Here is a 21124-nt window from a genome sequence, read left to right as displayed (position 1 = left end):
ATTATCTTCAATTGGGTATATTTCACCAGCTCAATATGAAACAGACTACTATGATAATTTAAACGAGTCAGGTAAAGTGGCCTGACTTAAACAAACTGGTCTCCGATGAACTCGGGGCGATTCACATCTTTATTTTTAGCTATGCATTACGATATAGAGATTTTAGGTACTCTATATTATTGGTGGTTTTGGAACGTTTATGTATTTGGTATGTACTTTACAGATTTGATAATGCCATTAGCGCTTATCTTTAACAAAGATTTTTTAGGTCTAGTTAAGCTTACTAAATTTTTAACTGAAAAATTTAAAAGGTCACGCAATGCTTGATTTTTTATGGCAGCTGGCTGGTTTATACGACTATATAACCATTTTTACTACATGGTCTTTTGTACTCGCTTTTTTATATAATTTGTCTGCAAGCATTAACAAGTCTGACAAAAGCTGCACACAGCTTGCATTCATTATGATGGTATCTTACACCTCTAGTATTTTTATGGATCCCTTGAGCAAGACACCCCATTTGACCCTTTTTATATTTGATATCGTAACTATATTTTTTCTGATTATATGGCGGATATACTTTAGTAAAAATCTCCCCGTAGCCTTTTATTATCTTTTAGTCGGACTTAGCTTTAACGCATTTGTTTTTTTTGGAATGCACTACGACAGTATTGTTTTAGGAAATTTAGACTACTGGTGGTTTTGGGCCTTATATGCAATAGGGCAAATAATTTTTGATTTAACGATGCTTTTAGTTCTCCTAATTAATAAAGATTTTTTAGGTTTGGTTGCATTAAAACGGTATTTACTTAATCGTAGAAAAAGCACTCATCAAAAGGTTGAATAGAATGGAGGATCTATTTTGGCAATTAAATTCAGTTAATGAATATTTTGGAATACTTATTACATGGCTGTTTGTTTTTTCTTTTTTGTTCACTCTATCAATTGCCATTAATAAGCAAGATAAAAGCCGAGTTCACCTTAGCTTTATTATGATGGCTTCGTACACACTTAGTTTATTTATGGACATAACTACTGCAGCTCCGCATTTAAAGATGTTTATATTTGATGTACTAACAATTGCAGTTATTTTTATGTGGCGTATTTTTTTAGGACGCAAAATACCGTACGGATTTTATTATCTTATTGTAGGGCTTGGTATCAATGCCTCACTGTTTATGAGCATGTATATTGATAATACTCTTTATGGCAATCGGGACTTTTGGTGGCTGTGGATGCTGTATGGTTTACTTATGCCTATTATTGATATCACTATGGCGCTAATACTAATTATCAATAAAGATTTGCTAAAACTTGTTTGGTTAATTAAAAAATTAAAATCATCATCTATACAAAAGCCAAATTAGCGCATACAAGTTATGCGCTAATTCGGGAAGTGTTATTGGGCACCACAGCCCAGTTTAGTTTTTAGCGCTTTGACAATTACAGGGTCTACAAACTCGCTTACATCACCATTGTGACGTGCTACTTCTTTAACAAGCGTTGATGAAATAAATGAATTTCGCTCTGCGGGTGTTAAAAATACACTTTCTAAATCAGGATTCAGGCGGCGGTTCATGTTAGCTAATTGAAATTCATAGTCAAAATCAGATACAGCCCTAATGCCACGAATAAGCACATTAGCATTGTGATCGCGCGCAAGGTCAGCCAATAAGCCAGAAAAACCAATGACCTTAACATTATCTAAGTGACTTAAAATAGAGTTTGCAAGTTCAACACGTTCTTCAAGGTTAAAACAGGGTTTTTTACTTGGGTTGTTCGCAACCGCAACTAATACGGTATCAAACATTTTAGCTGCACGTTGAATAAGATCTGTATGACCATTAGTTAGTGGATCAAAGGTGCCCGGGTAAATTGCAATAACTTTCATAATGTTCACTATTTATGATTTTAGCGCTAGTTTAACAGTGTTTATGCCACAAAGCAGCCTAGCTAATAAAGCATATAAACACTTACTTTCTTTGAACAGATCAGTCCAAGGTTTGAGTGTTTTAATGATTCATATTTGTTTATACTGTTTACCTCTTTTGAGTGTAATGTAGCCTATAGATAATTTGAGTATTAGCATATGAATACCAAGGATAAAATAATACACACCAGTATTTTGTTGTTTAACGAAAATGGTGAGCGTGCAATAACGACAAATCATATTGCATCAAACTTAGGGATGAGCCCGGGTAATCTTTATTATCATTTTAAAAATAAAGAAGACATTATCCGTCATATTTTTGCGCTGTATCGCGATCATTTAAATACTCACTTTAAACCTATTAATAAAGATGATGATGCATTTAATCATTTAACGGCTTATTTAGATTCGTTATTTGAATTAATGTGGCGTTACCATTTTTTTTACGACAATCTTGGCGATATACTCGCCAGAGACACTGAGCTAAAACAAGCTTACATTGATTTTCAGTTAGAGTTATTAGAGCAAGTTCGTAAAATTATTCTAGGTCTTCGCGATAGTGAAATGATTGCTATTGATGAGCAAGATGTCATTGATTTAGCCCATACACTAAAGTTAACTGTTAGTTTTTGGACGCCTTATATTAAGGCTCGTAGGCCAAGCGGTACCCTTGCTGAGCAAGATATATATCACGGTATTTTAAAAGTACTTACATTATTTAGAGCGTACAGTACCGATAAAAGTATCGATAAAATGAACCTATTACGCGAAAAATACACTGAGTTAGCGCAACAAGCCCCAACTGTTGTTTAGCCGTTGCCCTTTGGTTGTTTCCTAGACGCTGAATTTTTTGCTATAATCGCGCGCCAAATGCCTGGGAGCGCGAATTCCCGCAGTCTAAGAGTGAACTATGCTTAAATTTATCGTCAAACTACATCCTGAAATAGCCATCAAAAGCCGTTCGGTCCGTAAACGCTTTACTAAAGTGTTAGAAAATAACATTAAAATTGTATTGCGACGTCTTGACGAAAAAGTACAAGTAAGAAATAACTGGGATAATATTTCAGTTGTTACAAAGCTTGAAGATGCACAAGTTCGCCTTGATTTTATCGACAGCCTTAAACGCATACCTGGTATCATTCAGTTTATTGAAGTAACTGAAACGCAATTTGAAACTCTTGATGACATCTATCAAAAAACAATAGCGTTAGTGGGTCACACAATTGTGGGTAAAACCTTTTGTGTGCGTGCTAAGCGTATAGGCCAGCACGACTTTACCTCGACTGATTTAGAGCGTTATGTTGGTGGTGGGCTAAATCAACATATTGAAGGCGCAAGCGTAAAGCTTAGCCGTCCAGAAGTAACAATACGCTTAGAAGTAAAAGACGATAAAGCTTACATTGTTTCGCAAACGCATTTTGGTATGGCGGGCTTTCCACTACCAACGCAAGAAGACGTGCTTTCGCTTATGTCGGGTGGTTTTGACTCTGGCGTAGCAAGTTACCAAATGATTCGTAAAGGCGCACGTACGCACTTTTTATTCTTTAATTTAGGTGGCGCAGCGCACGAGATTGGTGTTAAGCAAGCGAGCTATTTTTTATGGAAAAAATACAGCTCAACACATAAAGTGAAATTTATAACAGTTGATTTTGAACCTGTTGTTGCTGAAATTCTAGAAAATGTTGAAAACAGCCAAATGGGTGTTGTGCTTAAACGTATGATGATGCGAGCAGGAAGTGTAGTGGCTGAAAAGTTGAACATTCAGGCGCTTGTCACTGGTGAAAGTATTGGCCAAGTATCTAGTCAAACATTAGCGAACTTAAGTGTGATTGACCGTGTTACTGAAACGCTTATTTTACGCCCGCTAATTCAAAATGATAAACAAGAAATTATTAATCTTGCTCGCCAAATTGGTACTGCTGAAATGGCTGAAACGATGCCTGAATATTGTGGTGTTATTTCTAAAAAGCCGACAGTTAAAGCCAAAATTGAAGTAATAGAAGCTGAAGAAGAAAAGTTCGATTTTGATGTGCTAGATACCGTAGTAAATAACGCGCGCATAATGGATGTACGCGATATTGACGTAGAGGCAAAGCAAGAGCTAAAAGAGGCTGAGTCGGTTGCTGATTTACCTGCAGGCTCTGTAGTTATTGATATTCGCTCACCTGAAGAAGAAGAAGCTGCACCGCTTGCAATCGATGGTGTTGAGGTGGTGCATTTACCGTTCTTCCGTTTGGCTACTAAGTTTGGTGATTTACCAAAAGACACTGACTACTATTTATATTGTGACAGAGGCGTAATGAGCCAACTACAGGCACTTATGCTGCACGAACAGGGCTTCGAAACTGTAAAAGTTTATCGCCCGTAAAGTTAAAAACTTATATAAGCGTGGTTTATACCACGCTTTTTTTTGCCTGAATTTTGACTAGCAACTCATCGTTGAAAGGCGTTGGAATACTGTGAAGTTTACCTTGTTGGCTAATATAGCCACATATAGCTGATATTTCGGTTTCTCTATTGTGAGCTATATCTTGCTGCATTGATGAGTAATTATTTGCGGTTAATTCCATTATTTTATAAGCGGTATTGAGAGCTTTAATTAATGGAATATTAAGCCCTTGAGCCTTTGCAATATTACACGCTTCAGTGAGTGCATTAAAAATTATTGTATTGTACTTAGGTGCACGTAATTCACCATTTTTTACATTACTTAAAGCGCTTAATGGGTTAATGGCAATATTGACGAGTAGCTTTTCAAAACGAAGCTGCTGAATGTTATTAGTAAACTTTAGGTTGGGTATTACTTTAAAAATATCAGCTATTGGCGCACTATTTTGAAGTGCAAGCTCATTACAGCCACCAATAACGCTTTGTCCTTCACCTGTGTGTTGCACAATATATTGGTTTGATTTAAAGCCCGCTATGCTTGTCGTTAAAAAGTAGAGTGCTTGATGAGTGTTTAGCTGGTTATTTATCTCATCAACGTTGCCCATTCCATTATGCGAAAGTACAACAGAGCAATGTGTCGGTAAAAATGGCTTTATTTGAGAAAACGCATCAAGCACTTGAAAAGCTTTAACGGTAAATAAAATTACATCAAATTCAGTTGCTTTATCTAGCTGATTTAATGAAATAAATTTAGCGTCAATTTTTTTTGATGCACCCTTAGCTCTGCTGTAAAAGCGGGTGTTTGTTGGGTTTTTACGAGTTAAAACACTGACATTATGCGATGCGCTCAAAAAGTGGCTCAGCAATAAGCCAATAGCGCCATCGCCAACGATTAAAATATTAGCCATGTGGGTTCTTTTTTCGAGGTGTAAAAATTACTCTAAGTAAAAAGTAGCTTGCAGCACCTGCAAAATCAGCAAAAAAATCACCAAGTGATGCTTGCCTATAAGGAAGTGCGTCTTGCATTATTTCTATCGAGGCGCCATAGCCTGCTAACAAGAGTATTTGAGCATATAAAGGAAGCTTAAAAGCCTTATCCATTATTATGGCTAATATAAAAAAAATCCCAAAATGGGCGACTTTATCAACATGAGGGAATAAATTTACAACGCCACCTTTTATTTCTTTAGCAAATAAAAAGGTGAAAGCCACTATGCTGATTAAAAAAACTGCTTGATAAACACGCCTTGTCACGACAAATCCTAAAATCGCTTAAAAAAGAGGCGCAAGTATATCAAACTAATTTAGTATCGCACCTGAACAAGATGCAGAAAAATGTAAAGATTTATAATTTTAGCGTTATAATTGCCACATAAAATTAAGATTAAATAGTTAGGAGTATACTAATGCCTTCATTTGATATTGTATCTGAAGTAGAAATGAACGAAGCTAAAAATGCGGTTGATAACGCAAACCGTGAACTAGAGACTCGCTTTGATTTTAGAGGCGTTGATGCTTCTATTGAGCTAAACGATAAAACAATTAAGCTTAAAGCAGAAGCTGACTCTCAAGTTATGCAGTTGTTCGATATTTTAGCGGGAAAAATTTCAAAGCGCGGTATGGATGTAGCTAGTTTAGAACTTCAAGATATTAGCCGTGCAGGAAAAAATGTATTTCGTAACGTTGGGTTAAAGCAAGGTATCGAAAAAGACATGGCCAAAAAAGTGGTTAAAGCCATTAAAGATTCAAAAGTTAAAGTACAAGCCGCTATTCAAGGCGAAGAAGTGCGTGTGACAGGTAAAAAGCGTGACGATCTTCAAGAAGCAATGCAGGTAGTACGCAGTGCCGATTTAGGTCAGCCTTTTCAGTTTAAAAACTTTCGCGACTAATTTATAAACTGTTTTTAATAAAAGTGCTTTAATTTGTCTATATTTGCAGACAGATTAAAGCTACTTAATTTTTTACAACTTTCCCACCTTATCCTCTCGTAGTTCTGCATGTATTAATCCACCTTTTGATATTTAAGCTATTATATTTAATTGAATATAATAAAAATTTCACTCTAGAAGGTATTAAAATGAGACCCCATCAATTATTTCTGTTATTTGTTTTGCTTATATTTACCAAGCCAAGCTTATCAAAGCCAGTTGATATTGACGTATTGGTCGAAGATGGCTACTTTCCGATTATTATTAACGCGCAAAAAAAGCAGGGCTTTGCTCCTGAGTTTATTAATATTTTAAACGACGCACAGGAGGAATTTAACTTTATACTTATTTCTTTACCTGTAAAAAGGCTTACTTTGTCTGTTGAAAAAAATAACTTCGACGTTTTATTTTTAATGGCAATGCAATGGCTGCCAAAAACAACGCAGAAAAACATTGAAAAAACTGAATTTTATACCATCACCAAAAACGAGCTTTATACACTCAAAGAGAATGCATCAGAACAAACTTATTTTGACAATCTGGACAAATTAACCAAAGTTGGGGTTTTAGGGTACTCGTATCAATTTGCAGGATTTAATACAAATGCCGAATACTTGAGAGAAGAGCACCAGGTAAGCCTTACAATCGATGAATTCAATGTAGTTAAAATGCTGCTATTAAGGCGCGCTGAAGTCGGGGTTTTAAACAGTATTGCTTATCAGTATTTTAAAAAGCAGAATATCTTAAATATGGATTTACTATTTAAGAGTGACGTACCAGATGCAGTGTATGAAACACATTTTTTGATTAACTCACAATCAAATAAAATATCTAGTCGCAAAATGGATGAAATATTAAATTTACCTACTACACAAATGCAACTTCAGAAGCTACTTGATAAGTACGGTATTCCTTCAAGCTATAATAATACAGCACTGAACTGAAATAGCTTTTAGCTATATAGACGTCCATTGACATTTGTAAACAAAATGCTCACAATGACGGCATATTTTCAAGGTGCTTGCTAGCCACTTCATGTAATGATTTTTTTAGCAGGATAATCGGGAAGTTGGTGCGTTTTCATGATGACTACAAGCCCAACACTGCCCCCGCAACGGTAGAGTATTGCATGTTTTTATGTGCTTACTGAGTCCGGAGACCGGCCTTGATGCAATCTTACTTACTTAAATCTTTGCGGTGGGCAAAGGTAGGGGATCTCATGTTAAACAAAACAACTCTAGGCGTTGCAATTTCTGCTGCGCTTTCATTTTCTGTGTCTGGTGCAGAGCAATCAATTGAAAAAATAACCGTTACAGCTAATAAGTTTGAGCAATCAATTAACGACGTTTTAGCGAGTGTAAATGTTATTGAACGTGCTGAAATAGAAGCTAGTAACGTACGCGATTTACCTACACTTTTAAGCACGCGAGTGGGTTTTCAAGTTAATCCAAACGGTGGTTTTGGTCAAAATACAGGCGTGTCACTTCGTGGTACGGGCTCTGGCGATACGTTGATTTTAATTGACGGTGTACGTACAGGCTCAGCAACACTAGGTCAAAAAGCATTAAATAATGTTCCTCTAAATAGCATTGAACGCATAGAAATTATTAAAGGCTCTCGCGCGGCTGTTTATGGCTCTGATGCACTCGCTGGTGTTATTAATATTATTACGCGTGAGTCAGATAACTTATCCCTAAGCGCTACATTTGGTTCTGACTCTTATCAAAATTATCAAGTTGCAGGCTCTGTAAAATCAGATGATATAACAACAGCATTTAACGCAGGCTTTGAAAAAACAGATAACTTTGATGTACTGCAAGGCGTAGCACCTGATGAAGATGGTTATGAAAATAAAAACCTTGGTTTTAAAGTAAACTACACCGATGCACATTACGGCGACTTTAAGTTATTAGGCCAATACAGTGAAGGCTATGCAGATTACGACAGTCGCTTTAGCCCAGCAGACAGTACGATTGAACGAGATGATTTTAAAAACTATCAACTTTCTGCAGGTTGGAGTAAAAACTACACTAACCAAACACATAGTGTTGATTTAGCGCTTTCAACAGATGATTCAGATAACACTTATGTTGATTTTTCAGTTGGGCCAACAACAAGTACCTTTATAACTAAACGTACACAAATTGATTATAACGGCCAGTACCTGTTATCTAATGAACTTAACATTAGTGGTGGTATTAATTGGTACAACGATGATGTGTCGCATAGTTCGCAACTATTTGTTGAAGACAGCCGAGATGTACTTGCCGTGTTTGTAGGTGCTTACTACGATGCAGACAAAGTATTGGCTAATTTAACTGTTCGCCAAGATGACGACGAGCAATTTGGCGATGAAACAACGTATACCGCCGCTGCGGGTTATCATTTATCTGAAGATGCAACATTTCGTATAAGCCAAAGTACTGGCTTTAAAGCTCCTACATTTAACGATTTATATTATCCAGTTTATGGTAACCCTGATTTACAACCTGAAAAATCAGTAAACCGTGAGTTAGGTTTGAGTGTAGATTTTGATATCGCGCAAGTTGATATTGCAGTATTTAGAAACGATATAGAAGATAAGATTGATTACGATGCAAACTTTGCATTGGCTAATATCGATGAAGCACGCTACGAAGGGGTTGAATTTAGCTTATCCCAGCAGTTTTTTGGTTTTGATAGCAACCTTAACTTTGCTTACTTAAGCGCTGAAGACGAAGAAACGGGCGCAGAGTTGCGTAATGTTGCTAAACGTACTTTTAACTGGGAACTTGCAAAACAGTTTGGTGCTTTTGATGCAAGCTTAGACATGCAATACCGTAGCGACCGACAAGGTGCTGTGACGCGCTTAGGCTCTTATACACTCTGGAACCTAGCGGGTAATTATCAAGTAAATGAACATATTGAAGTTTCGCTTCGTGTAGAAAACTTATTTGATAAAGAATATAACGCTGTTGATTCAAACGCTGATTTTACAACGGGTGAAGTGTATTACTACAACACGCCAGAGCGTCGCTTTTTTGCAGGCGCAAGCTACCAGTTTTAACTGTATTTATTAATATTAGAAAGCCCGACATATGTCGGGCTTTTTAATGTGTAGCTAAGTTTAACTACTAAAATTAGCTAGTCAGCTAAGAACTCTTTAAATACGGTTTCAAACTTGTGTAACTTAGGTGCTATTAAAATACTACAGTAACCCTGCTGTGGGTTTTCGTTATAGTAATCTTGATGATAATGCTCTGCTGGATAATACGTAGTGGCAGGGCTGACTTCTGTCACAATTGGCTCAGCGACATGGCTTTGCAGTTGAGCTATCATTTCGTTGGTTTGCTTAAGTTGAGCTTCATCGTGATAGTAAACCACACTTCTATATTGTGTGCCTATATCGTTACCTTGGCGATTCAATTGTGTTGCATCATGCAGTGTGAAAAACATTGCTAAGAGTGTTTCAAAGCTAACTACAATCGCGTCAAATTCAATTTTAACAACCTCAGCGTGACCAGTTGTGCCTGAGCATACAGAATCATATGTTGGGTTATTTGTTTCACCGCCGGTGTAGCCAGAGCTTACGGTTAGTACGCCATTTACACGTCTAAATGCAGCATCTATACACCAAAAACAGCCGCCACCAAATGTTGCTACTTGCGTTGTTGAGCTCATAAGTATTCCTAAAATGTATATGGGGTTTAAAGGCGAGCATAAATTGTATGCGCCGCAACAACAAGGTTACGGCGCAATTAAGAGGCTAGATCTCTTCGAAAGGTTTTTCAGCGGCTTGTTTGTCTAATTTTTGCTGTAAAAATTCAGGTGATTGAGTGTTACGTGCAAGTGCATAATATGCAGCAGGTACAACAAAAAGAGTTAGTAGGGTCGATACAATAACCCCAGTAAACACGACTACACCTATCACCATACGGCTTTCAGCGCCCGGACCTGAAGCAAGTACTAAAGGTACCGAACTCATAACCGTAGTCAGCGAGGTCATAATAATAGGGCGCAAACGCTGAGTTGCTGCTTGCAAAATAGCTTCACTAAATTCAACGCCTTTATCGCGTAGTTGGTTAGTAAATTCTACAATCAAAATACCGTTTTTAGCACTTAGCCCTATGAGCATGACAATACCTATTTGGCTGTAAATATTTAAGGTAAGTCCTGTAGCCCAAAGTCCGAACATAGCGCCCATTAAACCAAGTGGTACGGTAAGCATGATGACGAACGGATGCATAAAGCTTTCAAACTGTGCTGCCAGTACTAAAAAGGTAACAGTGAGTGCAAGTATAAATACGTAGGTCATCGCTGATGCGCCTTCGTAATAAAGCTGCGACTCGCCTTTGTAATCTACGGCGCCATCTATATCGTTTTCTTGCGCGGCTACTTCGTTTAAAAAGTTAAGCGCTTGCTCAAGCGTATAACCGTCGGCTAAGTTGGCGCTTAATGTAATTGCGCGCATACGGTTGTATCGGTTTAAGCGCGATGCGGTTGCTTCTTCTTTTAAGCTGATAAGGCTATCAAGTGGGACTAGTTCACCGCTTCGTGATTTAAGATATATATTTGAAATGTCAGTAGGGTTAGTAAAGTCTTCTTTAGTCCCTTTTAAAATTACATCGTATTCTTCACCACGGTCAATAAAGGTTGTAACACGGCGCTGGCCAAGCATTGTTTCAAGTGTACGGCCTACATCAGATACAGAAACGCCTAAATCAGCGGCCTTGTTTTTATCTATGCTGACTAAAAACTGCGGGAAGGTTTCTTTATAATCATGATCGATTCTTACTAAACCTGGGTTTTGTTCAGCACGCTTAATTATACGGTCACGCCAATCGGCAAGTTGTGCATAATCATTACCTTGCAATACAAACTCAATAGGGCGAGATGAACCACCACCGCCAATACCACGGCGCATAATGGCAAATGCACGAACATCGGTAACTTCTTGCATTTTACCGCTTATTTCGTCCATTACTTCCCATGTTGAGCGTTTGCGTTTATCCCAATCGGCCATACCAACAATAGCAACACCGCCGCTGCCACCCCAGCCAGGTACTCGAACAAGTACGCGACTTAGCTCACCTGCTTGCGAGTAAGGCATTAAGCGTTCTTCAATTTTAGCCATATTAGCGGCATTATTTTCATAACTTGCGCCCTCAGGGCCGCTCATCATAATAAAGAACGTGCCACGGTCTTCTTTTGGCGTTAGCTCAGAGGGGACTTGTAAAAACAACGAGTAACTAACAAAGCCCGCTAATAATAGGCTCACCATTAAACCCCATTTACGGGTTATGTTGGTGGAGAGTGAATTACGGTAACTTACTTCAATTTTAGTAAACTGGCGGTCCATCCATTGGCTAAATTTATTTGGTTTGTCTGATACTTTAAGTACTTTAGAACACAAGGCTGGTGCGAGAGTCAGCGCTGTAACACTTGAGAAAAATACGGCAGCACTTACCGCCATTGCAAACTCAGTAAATAATGCCCCTATACGGCCATCCATAAACACCAATGGCACAAACACCGATATTAGTACAAGCGTGGTTGCGACAATGGCAAAACCAACTTCACGCGCACCTCTATATGCAGCTAGTAATGGCGGCTCACCCAGTTCAATACGACGGTGAATGTTTTCAAGCATTACAATGGCATCATCTACTACTAAACCAATAGCCAGTACTAAGGCAAGTAAAGTTAGTAAGTTGATTGAGTAGCCCATTGCTAATAAAAACATAAAGCTACCAACAAGTGCGACCGGTACGGTAACCGCAGGAATAAGCGTTGCTCGTATATTGCCTAAAAACAAAAATATAACGAGTACGACTAAACCCATAGAGATGGCAAGTGTGCTGTAAACTTCACTAATTGATTCTTTAATAAATACAGACGAATCGTAGCTGTCTTGAATTGTGGTGCCTTCAGGTAGGTTACGTTTGATTTTTTCAAGTTCACTGCGTGCGTTATCTACTACGGTAAGCGTGTTTGCTTTAGCTTGTTTTACAATTCCTAGGCCAATCATGTTGCGCCCGTTACCACGAAATAAGCTTTCGTCATCGGCAGCTTCTAATTTTACGTCGGCAACTTCACCTAAACGCACTAAATAACCTTCTTCACCACGTTTAATAACAAGGTTTTTAAAATCGCGCTGATCTTTATAACTACGTGCGGTACGCACGGTAAAGTCGCGATCTATTGATTCTATTTCGCCGGCAGGTAATTCAACGTTTTCTGTACGCAGTGTATTTTCAATATCGCTCGAGGTAATGCCACGAGCAGCCATTGCTTGGCGGTTTAGCCAAATTTTCATGGCGTATTGGCGCTCACCACCAATACGCACGTTAGATACACCATCTACAACGGCTAAACGGTCAACGATAAAGCGCTGTGCGTAATCAGAGAGCTGTAACGAGTCCATTGTTTCGCTGTTTAATACAAACCATGCGATTGGGCTTTCATCACTATTTGACTTAGACACTTCTGGTGGGCGTACCTGATCGGGTAAACTATCAAGTGCACGTGCTACACGTTCGCGTACATCGTTAGATGCGGCATCTATATCGCGGTTAATATCAAACTCAATGGTAATGTTTGAACGCCCATTACGACTAGATGAGTTTATACTTTTAATGCCTTCAATACCGGAAATTCGATTTTCTATTATTTGCGTTATTTTTGTTTCTATAATTTCGGCAGAAGCACCTGTGTATTCAGTGCTGATATTTACTATTGGTGTTTCAATATCAGGGTACTCACGAAGTGGCAGCATAGTAAATGCAACCAGACCAAAAGTAAGAAGCAGTAAATTAATTACTATGGCAAAAACGGGGCGTTTAACGCTAGTATCAGTAATTTTCACGTATTACCCCTTTACGCTTACTTTACTACCAGAGCGAATTTTTATTAGCCCTTCAGTAACAATTTGCTCGCCATCATTTAAACCTTCATCGATAGCAACCCAGCCATTATTTCTGCCAGCAACATGCACTTCAACCTTATTGGCTACTCCGTCTTGAATTTGAAAAACAAAGTGTTTGTCTTGTAAAGGGATAACCGCTTTTTCTGGCACCATTAAAGCTTGGTTACTGCTTAGCTCAAGTGCTGTATTTAGTAACATACCAGGGCGAAGTAATCCTGATTTATTAGCAAAACTTGCAGTTACTTCAACACTGCGTGTTACCGAATCAATACGCGAGCTAATATGCGTTACCTTGCCGTTAAATGTCTGCCCTGGGTAGGCATCGTTTTGGGTAAGTACTTTCATACCTATGTTTAATTGTGCTAAATATTTTTCAGGTACTTTGAAGTCAACTTTAATAATACTAATATCATCAAGTGTGGTGATTATTGTTGTGTTGCTTACGTAGGCGCCAACTGATATTTCACGCTTACCTAACAGGCCTGAAAATGGCGCGGTAATAGTCATTTCATTTAACTTTGTTTTAGCGCTTTCTAGTTGAGCTTCAGTGGCATCAACACGAGATAATTGTTCTTCAAGTAATGACTTTGCCGTTGATTGCGAGCGTGACAGTTCGGTAAGGCGATCTAACTGGCGTTTTTCCTCACGTAAGTTAATACCGAGTTCTTTAACTGCAAGTTGCTCTTGTTGGCTTTGTAACTGTACTAATTTTTGTCCTTTACTGACTAAGTCGCCATCTTTAAAATATATATCTGTGACATAATCGTTTTGCGCACTTTTTATATAAATAGCTTGGTTTGCACGTGCACTACCGATGGCCTCTATCATCACTGCGTTTTCCTCAGAGGTAACAGTATGAGCCGTTACTTGGGTAGACATTTGTGATGAATCGGCTTGTTCGCCGTGGCTAGCGGGTAAATATAAATAAACGCTAAATATTAGAAGTAGCGTAATAATAAATGGAAAAAGTGCTTTACCTGATTGTCTTGAGTACATTGATTTCATACCTGAAAATGAATTGTAAGTATTGTACGAAATAAGACCGTGAAAAGACGGTTATGTATCTCATAAATTTGTGCGTTAAGCGTAAAAGTAAATAAGATTTATTCATTGTTCCTATTTTGTTGAGGAAAAAGCGGTAATGTATGAAATTTAAAACTAGCTGTAACTTATGTATAACAACAAGAAAGGTCATAATTTGGGGCATTATTATGTTTGTTTTTTATATGGTGTTTTACCAATATGGATAAATCTGACAATGTCATTAAGTTTCGGGCACAGGGCGCGCGAAACGCAATTGAGGCGATTGTTGTAGGTGCTATAGGCTTAGTCTTTATTATGTTATTTAATTTACTGAGGCCGGGTGAGATTAGCATACTTGAAATATTTTTAGTGAGCTTGTGCCTTGTGGCTATTTTTATTGGATTTTTAAAATCTCAAGAACCATACCATAGCCTTATATTAAGCGAATCTGAGCTCGTTTATTGCCACAAGTACGGAGCTTGGTGTATGCCTCATAGTAACTTTCATCACAGTGGAATACCCAAAGTAGAAGATGGCTTTGACTATTTAGAATTAAATGCGGTTGGCGTTAAGGTAAATGATATAGACGACTTTTTATCAAGCATAGCGCCTAGAATTGCAGGGAAATTATTAATAGAGCAGCGTAATTTATTTATGCAAGTCGTTCAAAAACATTGCAAAAATGGCAATTGCCCATCAGAATGGTTAATAGAAGATACACATTACACATCCCATAAAGGGATAAGCTATACTGGGCTTATAGCCATGTTTGCTAATAGAACTAAGCACCTTCAGCAGCTAACAGGTTACGATTTATTATTGCCTGCCAGCGTGTTAGATAGAGATATTTGGGCATTTAGTGCTAACTTAAATAAGTGGAAGCGCGAGCCTAGTCAGTTTATAGCGTCGCAGCTTAGTAATTAAGCTACGACTGTAGGAAAGAAAAATGAGTCAAGAGAGAGCCTTTTTAAAAAGTGGTCGAAACACCATAATACATAAAGATAAAAAGCATGATTTAGTGATTGTAAACTCTGAAATTCATCCTCGAATTAAAGTAACGCAACATGGTCTGGAGCCATTTAAAGAAGAATTACCTAAAAACCGCCGTGATGCAAAAGAGCGTTATTTAGAAATGGTTTATGTAAGTAGCGCTGATGTATTTGGCGAAGAAAAGCAGTTGCTGTTTATTCAAGCTCTAGACGGGCGTGAATACAAAATAGATTACAGTAAAATCGGTACGAAGTTGTTTGTACGTATTCATCAAGACACATATATGTAGTACTTTAATGGCATCTTTATTGCTAGTGATTACACTATAGTAATTATTTGACATAATAAGGTGCTGCGTATGAAAGCGTTTGCTTTAATCCCCCTCATTTCGTGTGGTTTACTGAGTGCGTGTGGAGGCGGTGGCGGTGATAGCGATAATACAGTTGTTGAAACGTCTGTTAATGCTGGAGCCGATTTACAAATTATCGAAAAATCTGAATTTACCATCACAGCACAAGGTTCCCCCGCTGATGGTACTTTTTCATGGCAACAAGTTAGTGGCCCAAGCATAGAAGGTTTTCCCCTTGAAGGCGCTGAGCAAACACTTACTGCACCTGACGTAAAAACTGATAGTGAAATAATATTAAGAGTGAGCTATCAAAGTACAGGTAGTAGCGCTGTTAGTGACGACATTTCTATTTCAGTGAGCTCTAATAACCAACTACCTCTTGCTGTTGTTACACAAACATCTCCTGAAACACTTCCCTCTGTATACAAAGATACAGTGACTTTGAGTGCCCTAGAGTCGAGCGATCCTGATGATAATGGTCAAATTGATAGTTATTTGTGGCAATTGCTATCGGGTCCTGATTTAGATATTGAGAGTTTTAATGAATCAACTCTTAGCTTTTCTCATCCATTACTTGAAAGCAACGTGAATTTATCTTGGCAGCTAACTGTCACTGATGATGAGGGTGGCGAGGCGAGCACTCAATATTCAATGACACTCAACAAAACAAATGAGTTAGTAGATGCAAATGCAGGCGCAGATCAAAATGTTGAAGAGTTTGAACAAGTAACGCTTGATGCAACAAATAGCGAAACAGTTACCGATACCTATAAGTGTAAATGGCAACAACTTACCGGTAATAGCGAAACATTAAGCAATAGCGACCAATGTACAACGACATTTTTTGCCTCAGATGTTGATACTGAGTCTACATTGAGCTTTGAAGTCACGGTAACCGACTCAAAAGGACGCACCGATACAGACTCTTTATTTGTTGATGTATCACCCAAAGCACTTGGACTCATCAACGATAGTGGTGTTGGTGAGTGTTATAACAATACTCAACGTATTAATTGTGAGAGTGATGACTTTCCAGCGCAAGATGCAGAGCTTGGACGCGATAGCTATGCAAACCGCTTAGATAAAGTTGGCAAAGGTAATTTAGCGTTTGATTACACTAAACTTAATGAGTTTGCTGATGAAGTTGGTGATGATAGTAGTGACTTTACCTGTATACGCGATAATGTTACTGGGCTTGTATGGGAGGTGAAAAGTGTGGCATCTGGCACGGTACCAAATACTTCGTTACGTGATGGTCAAAATCATTACTTTTGGGATGTAGGGAATACGACTTTTACCGATACCAGTACAGCCGATTCAACGTGTCCGGACAATACAAGTTGTGGAGTACAAAGTTATATAAACGAAGTTAATGATTTAGATTTTTGTGGTGGTACAAACTGGCGATTACCTACTTATACAGAGCTTTTGAGCTTAATTGATTACGGTAAACAAGGGCAAAGTATATTAATTGATGAGGCATTTTTTCCTAATATGCCAAGTGAAAGTGCATTAAGCCATTTACGTTACTGGACCTCACAAACAGCAGCTGATGGTACCAGTTTATCTCAAGCGTATATCATTGATATGAGTGATGGTAACGACCTTGCTTATCCAAAAGAAAATACTGCTTATGTACGTTTAGTTAGAAGTCGTTAGGAGAAAATAATGAAATTAAAATTACTCTATGCACTAGCAACTATAAGCTTGAGCTTTAATATTGCAGCGGCGCAAACGTGCTACGACGGTGCAGATACCACAACACCGACAGATAGATTTACCATAAATGCAGATGGCACAGTGTCTGATAGCGAAACAGGCCTTATGTGGCAACGCTGTAGTTATGGGCAAACTTACAATACAGAGACACAACTTTGTGAGGGCTCAACACCTTCTCTTACTTGGCAAGAAGCACTTCGTGGTGCTAAAAATGATACAACCGCAGATTACGATGATTGGCAAATGCCTAACATTAAAGAATTGGCGAGTATTTTAGAGCACAGTTGCACAGAGCCGAGTATTAATGAAGACGTATTTTTGGGCACTAAGCTTCAAAACTATTGGTCAAATACATCGGGTGTAAGCACAATGAGCTCAGCGTGGGTTTATCAATTTGATAGTGGGTTGAATAGCTTACATGCTAAAACCAGTAATGTGTATTTACGGTTAGTGCGCTACGAAGAGTAAAATGCATACTAAGATTAGACAGACAAAAGTGCAGCCTTAAAACAGCTGCACTTTTTTTGTTTTACATAAATTTACGTTATTTCAATAATAAAGCGCTTACAACGTTGTCACTCAGCGCATTTTTTTGCCATTATAGGCCGTGATTTAATTACGAAGGAACATCACGGTGTATTTAAGCTATTTTGGCCTGAACGAAAAGCCTTTTTCGATCTCGCCCAACCCTCATTACTTATTTTTAAGTGAACGACATAAAGAAGCCTTAGCACACCTTACCTATGGATTAGGTGAAGACGGTGGTTTTGTATTATTAACAGGTGAAGTAGGTACAGGTAAAACTACAATTACCCGCAGTATGTTAGAGCAGCTTCCTGAAAACACTCAAGTAGCGATGATCCATAATCCAGCGCTTTCAGAGCTGGAGTTATTAGCAAGTATTTGTGATGAGCTCAACATTAGTTACGATGTTCATAATGCGACGCTTAAAAGTCTTACCGATATTATAAAAAAGCATTTAGAGACTAATAATAAATCGGGCGGGCACACTATACTTATTATTGACGAAGCACAATTACTTGCCCCTAACGTGCTTGAGCAATTACGTTTGCTGACAAATATAGAAACCGATCATAAAAAATTATTACAAATAGTATTGGTTGGTCAACCAGAGCTGCAAGAACTTTTGAAGCGCAACGAATTAAGGCAACTTGCCCAGAGGATAACGGCTCGTTACCATTTATTACCACTTACGCAAGGCCAAACAGTCGCTTACATAAAGCATCGGTTACATATTGCAGGGTGTGATAAAGGAATCTTTTCGATGGATGCCATGCAAGCTGTTCATCAATTAACTGGCGGTGTGCCACGATTAATGAACTTGGTCTGTGAGCGTGCTTTAGTTGGGACTTTTGCAAAGCAGCAGTTGATAGTTGATAGCGATATAATAAAAAAATCAGCCCATGAGTCATTACCCATGGATTTTGTCGCACCGGTTAACGAAGCTAACAAAGCAACGTCATTTGTACCCTATAGCCTTGCATTCGCTGCTTTATTTGCCGTAGGCATTGGGCTTTCATTTATTTTATAGTTAGGTAAGTTATGTCTTATTTATTAGATGCGCTAAAGCAGTCGCAGCAATCAGATATGAGTGCTGAACAGTACGACTTACAATCTGAGCAGTTAAAGCAACAGCAAGCACTTAAGCGTTATAGACGATTAGCATTAGTATTTGGTACAAGCTTAGCTGCTTTTATTGCGGTAGCGGGTGGCTTTACCGCCGGAAAGTGGTTTCAAAGTACGACTTTATTAAACGCAGCGGAACCCGCTGTAATTAAGGTGGTGGAAAGCGAAAAATCATCGCCTAACAAAGACGTTAAAGAGGAAGATGCTGAAGCTGAAGCTGAAAAACAGCAAGTAGCTAAGTTGGAGCCTGCTAAAGTAGCTCCAACAAATACTGCAACGATTGAAGGGCAACTTGTGTATGTGCAAACCCCCAATGGTGTACAGCAAATGTTATTAACCCCAAATGGTCAGTATATTCCTATGCCGTCGAGCCAGGTCACGAGCGCAGCAGGTTATAATCAGCAAAACATGCAACAAGTAATGCCTGTTCAAAATTATAATCAGCCAGCGTTTAACCCACAAAGTAATTACAATCCAAATAATGCACAAAACACTGCGGTATTTGGGCAAAATCAAAATACCGCATCGGCTCAACTTGATATGAGTAAATATAAAGTATTGGGTAAGCCAATTAATGGCAGCACCCAATCTCAACAGACGAGTGACCCTGAGCTTGATGCTGTGCCTACAACTCTTAAAAATGCATTTGCGCAAGCTATACAAGATGTCGAAAAAAACCAAGATTATGAAGTTACTCAAGCGTCAAAAACGTCATCACGTGTTGAGCCTGTTGAGTTATTACCTGATGGTTTGCAATCAATGTTACCTAGTATTAAATATCAAGCGCATATATATTCATCGAGTGCTGATAAACGTTGGATCAAGCTAAATGGCCGAGAATTACACGAAGGAGAAAGCATAGGAGCTCTAACAGTCACAGAAATTACACCTGAGCAAAGTGTGCTAGATTTTGATGGTTATGAGTTTAGCTTAAAAGCTTTGCAAGACTGGCCGCAGTAAGCGCTTAGTTATCATGTTGAGAGCTCGGTAGAATATTGAGCTCTCAATAGTGCTTAGGATAATATTGAATTTTTATAAAAGCGTTCTAAATCAATGTTATATTCTTTAGGTTTAATCGCTGACTCAAGAGTGTCTACAGTTTTTTTATTAGATAAATCAATATCTTTTACTTCGGTGTAGCGGCTATGCTTAGCGCTGTAAAATGTTTTAACGACAGGTTTTAGTGGTGCCCCCGGATTACTCTCGGTGACCAAACCCACTCTTTGACTCGATAACCTTACAAGCGTTCCTACCGGATGGATGCCAATACATTGAATAAATTTATTAAGCAGCACAGGATCAAAGCTATCAGGGCACCCGTCTTTTAATATTTTAAACGCCTTTATTGGCTCCATGCCTGCTTTATAAACACGTTCTGCGGTAAGTGCATCATAAACATCTACAATTGACGCCATACGCACATACTGACTTATCTCGTCACCTTTTTTACCAAACGGGTAGCCTTTACCATCGAGTCTTTCGTGGTGCATACCTGCAATATCTACCGCGATCCCTGTTAACCCAGAGTCTTCTAATATCTCTTTACTGAAAAGCGAATGCATTTTCATTATTTTAAATTCGTCGTCTGTAAAGCGCCCAGGTTTGTTTAGCACTTCATCAGGGATTTTTATTTTACCAATGTCGTGTAATAGTGCGCCGGTAGTCAGCTCAACAATAGTATCTTTCTCTATATTTAAGTGTTTTGCAAAAATACCCATTAATATTGATACATTAATTGAGTGCTCAAGTAGGTAGGCATCTTTTTGGCGCATTTGGGTAAGGCAGGCTAGGGCATCTTGATTTCTAAAAACAGAATCCATAAAGCCACTTGCCAGTTCTCTAAACGGCCCTATATCTATATCACGGCCAGCTTTTATATCTTTAAATGCTTTTATTTGCAGTGTTTTTGCTTCGTCATAAAGCTTTTTTGCTTTTCCCATTTCTTGCTCAGCGCTGTTTATTTTTTGCCAAGGATCACGCTTTATTTTTGTTGTAGGTGTAGCGATAGGATCTTTTTCAGGGACTGAATCAATGAGGGTTTTATCTGGGTCAATTTCTAATTCTAAAATACCTGCTTTTATCAGGTTATTAATACCAGCTTGAGTTTTAACCCAGCCTTGGTTTTTAATTTTAATACTGCCAGTTTGTTTGGTAACGCTTTGCACAAACATACCTGGGACTAACTTAGTAATAGGAATGGTTTTCAATTTCACGGCTTCAGTTGTTAATCTACTTTTAAACTAACA

Annotated in this window: 20 protein-coding genes and 1 riboswitch; of the genes, 13 read left to right on the top strand and 7 right to left on the bottom strand. The window is 38.4% G+C overall.

Annotation, left to right across the window (positions count from 1 at the left end):
- Window positions 1-319: 319 nt before the first annotated feature.
- Together H5126_RS17250 and H5126_RS17245 are read left to right on the top strand one after the other, a co-directional pair.
- Window positions 320-847, top strand: a complete 528-nt coding sequence (locus tag H5126_RS17250; protein ID WP_182695709.1) for a hypothetical protein — start codon at window positions 320-322, stop codon at window positions 845-847.
- Between the two features lies 1 nt (window position 848).
- On the top strand, window positions 849-1367 hold the full coding sequence (locus H5126_RS17245; protein WP_182693093.1) for a hypothetical protein: 519 nt from the start codon (window positions 849-851) through the stop codon (window positions 1365-1367).
- Window positions 1368-1399: 32 nt separating this feature from the next.
- On the opposite strand, the gene coaD is transcribed toward H5126_RS17245, so the two are convergent.
- Window positions 1400-1891, bottom strand: coding sequence for a pantetheine-phosphate adenylyltransferase (gene coaD / locus H5126_RS17240; RefSeq protein WP_039484868.1), 492 nt, complete (start codon window positions 1889-1891; stop codon window positions 1400-1402).
- Window positions 1892-2089: 198 nt separating this feature from the next.
- On the opposite strand from coaD, the gene H5126_RS17235 reads away from it, so the two are divergent.
- Window positions 2090-2743, top strand: a complete 654-nt coding sequence (locus H5126_RS17235) for a TetR/AcrR family transcriptional regulator (RefSeq protein ID WP_002958757.1) — start codon at window positions 2090-2092, stop codon at window positions 2741-2743.
- Between the two features lie 97 nt (window positions 2744-2840).
- Window positions 2841-4298: a tRNA uracil 4-sulfurtransferase ThiI gene (thiI, locus tag H5126_RS17230; RefSeq protein ID WP_182720274.1), complete on the top strand. Its 1458-nt coding sequence runs from the start codon at window positions 2841-2843 to the stop codon at window positions 4296-4298.
- A gap of 25 nt (window positions 4299-4323) precedes the next feature.
- Here the strand turns inward: thiI and H5126_RS17225 are convergent, their stop codons facing one another.
- Window positions 4324-5226, bottom strand: a complete 903-nt coding sequence (locus H5126_RS17225; RefSeq protein ID WP_182720275.1) for a ketopantoate reductase family protein — start codon at window positions 5224-5226, stop codon at window positions 4324-4326.
- Complete coding sequence (locus H5126_RS17220) at window positions 5219-5572, bottom strand: VanZ family protein (RefSeq protein ID WP_002958754.1); 354 nt, start codon at window positions 5570-5572, stop codon at window positions 5219-5221. The genes H5126_RS17225 and H5126_RS17220 overlap by 8 nt, the downstream gene beginning before the upstream one ends.
- 152 nt (window positions 5573-5724) lie before the next feature.
- Between H5126_RS17220 and H5126_RS17215 the strand changes: the two genes are divergently transcribed.
- The 3 genes from H5126_RS17215 (at window position 5725) to H5126_RS17205 (ending at window position 9292) form a co-directional block, all read left to right on the top strand.
- The gene (locus tag H5126_RS17215) at window positions 5725-6207 is read left to right on the top strand and encodes a YajQ family cyclic di-GMP-binding protein (protein ID WP_002958753.1); all 483 of its coding nucleotides are present in this window, start codon (window positions 5725-5727) and stop codon (window positions 6205-6207) included.
- A gap of 188 nt (window positions 6208-6395) precedes the next feature.
- Window positions 6396-7190 (top strand): hypothetical protein, encoded by a 795-nt coding sequence (locus H5126_RS17210; RefSeq protein WP_024595949.1) that lies wholly within the window; start codon window positions 6396-6398, stop codon window positions 7188-7190.
- Between the two features lie 54 nt (window positions 7191-7244).
- Window positions 7245-7429: riboswitch (cobalamin riboswitch) on the top strand.
- Between the two features lie 36 nt (window positions 7430-7465).
- The gene (locus tag H5126_RS17205; protein WP_182716088.1) at window positions 7466-9292 is read left to right on the top strand and encodes a TonB-dependent receptor domain-containing protein; all 1827 of its coding nucleotides are present in this window, start codon (window positions 7466-7468) and stop codon (window positions 9290-9292) included.
- Window positions 9293-9369: 77 nt separating this feature from the next.
- Here H5126_RS17205 and msrA read toward each other — a convergent pair whose 3' ends face one another.
- The 3 genes from msrA to H5126_RS17190 form a co-directional block, all read right to left on the bottom strand.
- Entirely contained in the window at window positions 9370-9906 is a 537-nt protein-coding gene (msrA, locus tag H5126_RS17200; protein WP_182720276.1) for a peptide-methionine (S)-S-oxide reductase MsrA, read from the bottom strand.
- A gap of 85 nt (window positions 9907-9991) precedes the next feature.
- Window positions 9992-13090: an efflux RND transporter permease subunit gene (locus tag H5126_RS17195; protein WP_024603401.1), complete on the bottom strand. Its 3099-nt coding sequence runs from the start codon at window positions 13088-13090 to the stop codon at window positions 9992-9994.
- A gap of 3 nt (window positions 13091-13093) precedes the next feature.
- The gene (locus H5126_RS17190; RefSeq protein ID WP_002958748.1) at window positions 13094-14146 is read right to left on the bottom strand and encodes an efflux RND transporter periplasmic adaptor subunit; all 1053 of its coding nucleotides are present in this window, start codon (window positions 14144-14146) and stop codon (window positions 13094-13096) included.
- Window positions 14147-14392: 246 nt separating this feature from the next.
- Here H5126_RS17190 and H5126_RS17185 point away from each other — a divergent pair, with 246 nt between their 5' ends.
- The 6 genes from H5126_RS17185 to H5126_RS17160 all read left to right on the top strand — a co-directional run bounded on the left by H5126_RS17185 (window position 14393) and on the right by H5126_RS17160 (window position 19838).
- On the top strand, window positions 14393-15097 hold the full coding sequence (locus tag H5126_RS17185) for a DUF2982 domain-containing protein (protein ID WP_024596874.1): 705 nt from the start codon (window positions 14393-14395) through the stop codon (window positions 15095-15097).
- A 22-nt stretch (window positions 15098-15119) separates the two neighbouring features.
- Window positions 15120-15452, top strand: coding sequence for a hypothetical protein (locus H5126_RS17180; protein ID WP_024596875.1), 333 nt, complete (start codon window positions 15120-15122; stop codon window positions 15450-15452).
- A gap of 69 nt (window positions 15453-15521) precedes the next feature.
- Complete coding sequence (locus tag H5126_RS17175; protein ID WP_182720277.1) at window positions 15522-17171, top strand: DUF1566 domain-containing protein; 1650 nt, start codon at window positions 15522-15524, stop codon at window positions 17169-17171.
- 9 nt (window positions 17172-17180) lie between these two features.
- Complete coding sequence (locus H5126_RS17170; protein WP_182720278.1) at window positions 17181-17699, top strand: DUF1566 domain-containing protein; 519 nt, start codon at window positions 17181-17183, stop codon at window positions 17697-17699.
- 166 nt (window positions 17700-17865) lie between these two features.
- Window positions 17866-18783, top strand: a complete 918-nt coding sequence (locus tag H5126_RS17165; RefSeq protein ID WP_024596878.1) for an ExeA family protein — start codon at window positions 17866-17868, stop codon at window positions 18781-18783.
- Between the two features lie 11 nt (window positions 18784-18794).
- Entirely contained in the window at window positions 18795-19838 is a 1044-nt protein-coding gene (locus H5126_RS17160) for a general secretion pathway protein GspB (RefSeq protein ID WP_182720279.1), read from the top strand.
- 53 nt (window positions 19839-19891) lie between these two features.
- Here the strand turns inward: H5126_RS17160 and H5126_RS17155 are convergent, their stop codons facing one another.
- Window positions 19892-21085 carry an HD-GYP domain-containing protein gene (locus H5126_RS17155; protein WP_182720280.1) on the bottom strand — a complete coding sequence of 398 codons (1194 nt, stop codon included), beginning with the start codon at window positions 21083-21085 and terminating at the stop codon, window positions 19892-19894.
- Window positions 21086-21124 lie beyond the last annotated feature (39 nt).

It is taken from the genome of Pseudoalteromonas sp. SG45-3, assembly GCF_014164075.1.
GTDB lineage: Bacteria > Pseudomonadota > Gammaproteobacteria > Enterobacterales > Alteromonadaceae > Pseudoalteromonas > Pseudoalteromonas distincta.
This window is presented reverse-complemented; position numbering and strand designations above follow the sequence as displayed.

Bases quoted from the DNA above. Each gene is read 5' to 3' on its own strand.
- H5126_RS17215 (WP_002958753.1), top strand. From the start codon at position 5,725: ATGCCTTCATTTGATATTGTATCTGAAGTAGAAATGAACGAAGCTAAA.
- H5126_RS17180 (WP_024596875.1), top strand. From the start codon at position 15,120: ATGAGTCAAGAGAGAGCCTTTTTAAAAAGTGGTCGAAACACCATAATA.
- msrA (WP_182720276.1), bottom strand. From the start codon at position 9,906: ATGAGCTCAACAACGCAAGTAGCAACATTTGGTGGCGGCTGTTTTTGG.
- H5126_RS17190 (WP_002958748.1), bottom strand. From the start codon at position 14,146: ATGTACTCAAGACAATCAGGTAAAGCACTTTTTCCATTTATTATTACG.
- H5126_RS17185 (WP_024596874.1), top strand. From the start codon at position 14,393: ATGGATAAATCTGACAATGTCATTAAGTTTCGGGCACAGGGCGCGCGA.
- H5126_RS17160 (WP_182720279.1), top strand. From the start codon at position 18,795: ATGTCTTATTTATTAGATGCGCTAAAGCAGTCGCAGCAATCAGATATG.
- coaD (WP_039484868.1), bottom strand. From the start codon at position 1,891: ATGAAAGTTATTGCAATTTACCCGGGCACCTTTGATCCACTAACTAAT.
- H5126_RS17210 (WP_024595949.1), top strand. From the start codon at position 6,396: ATGAGACCCCATCAATTATTTCTGTTATTTGTTTTGCTTATATTTACC.
- H5126_RS17175 (WP_182720277.1), top strand. From the start codon at position 15,522: ATGAAAGCGTTTGCTTTAATCCCCCTCATTTCGTGTGGTTTACTGAGT.
- thiI (WP_182720274.1), top strand. From the start codon at position 2,841: ATGCTTAAATTTATCGTCAAACTACATCCTGAAATAGCCATCAAAAGC.
- H5126_RS17170 (WP_182720278.1), top strand. From the start codon at position 17,181: ATGAAATTAAAATTACTCTATGCACTAGCAACTATAAGCTTGAGCTTT.
- H5126_RS17235 (WP_002958757.1), top strand. From the start codon at position 2,090: ATGAATACCAAGGATAAAATAATACACACCAGTATTTTGTTGTTTAAC.
- H5126_RS17205 (WP_182716088.1), top strand. From the start codon at position 7,466: ATGTTAAACAAAACAACTCTAGGCGTTGCAATTTCTGCTGCGCTTTCA.
- H5126_RS17250 (WP_182695709.1), top strand. From the start codon at position 320: ATGCTTGATTTTTTATGGCAGCTGGCTGGTTTATACGACTATATAACC.
- H5126_RS17245 (WP_182693093.1), top strand. From the start codon at position 849: ATGGAGGATCTATTTTGGCAATTAAATTCAGTTAATGAATATTTTGGA.
- H5126_RS17225 (WP_182720275.1), bottom strand. From the start codon at position 5,226: ATGGCTAATATTTTAATCGTTGGCGATGGCGCTATTGGCTTATTGCTG.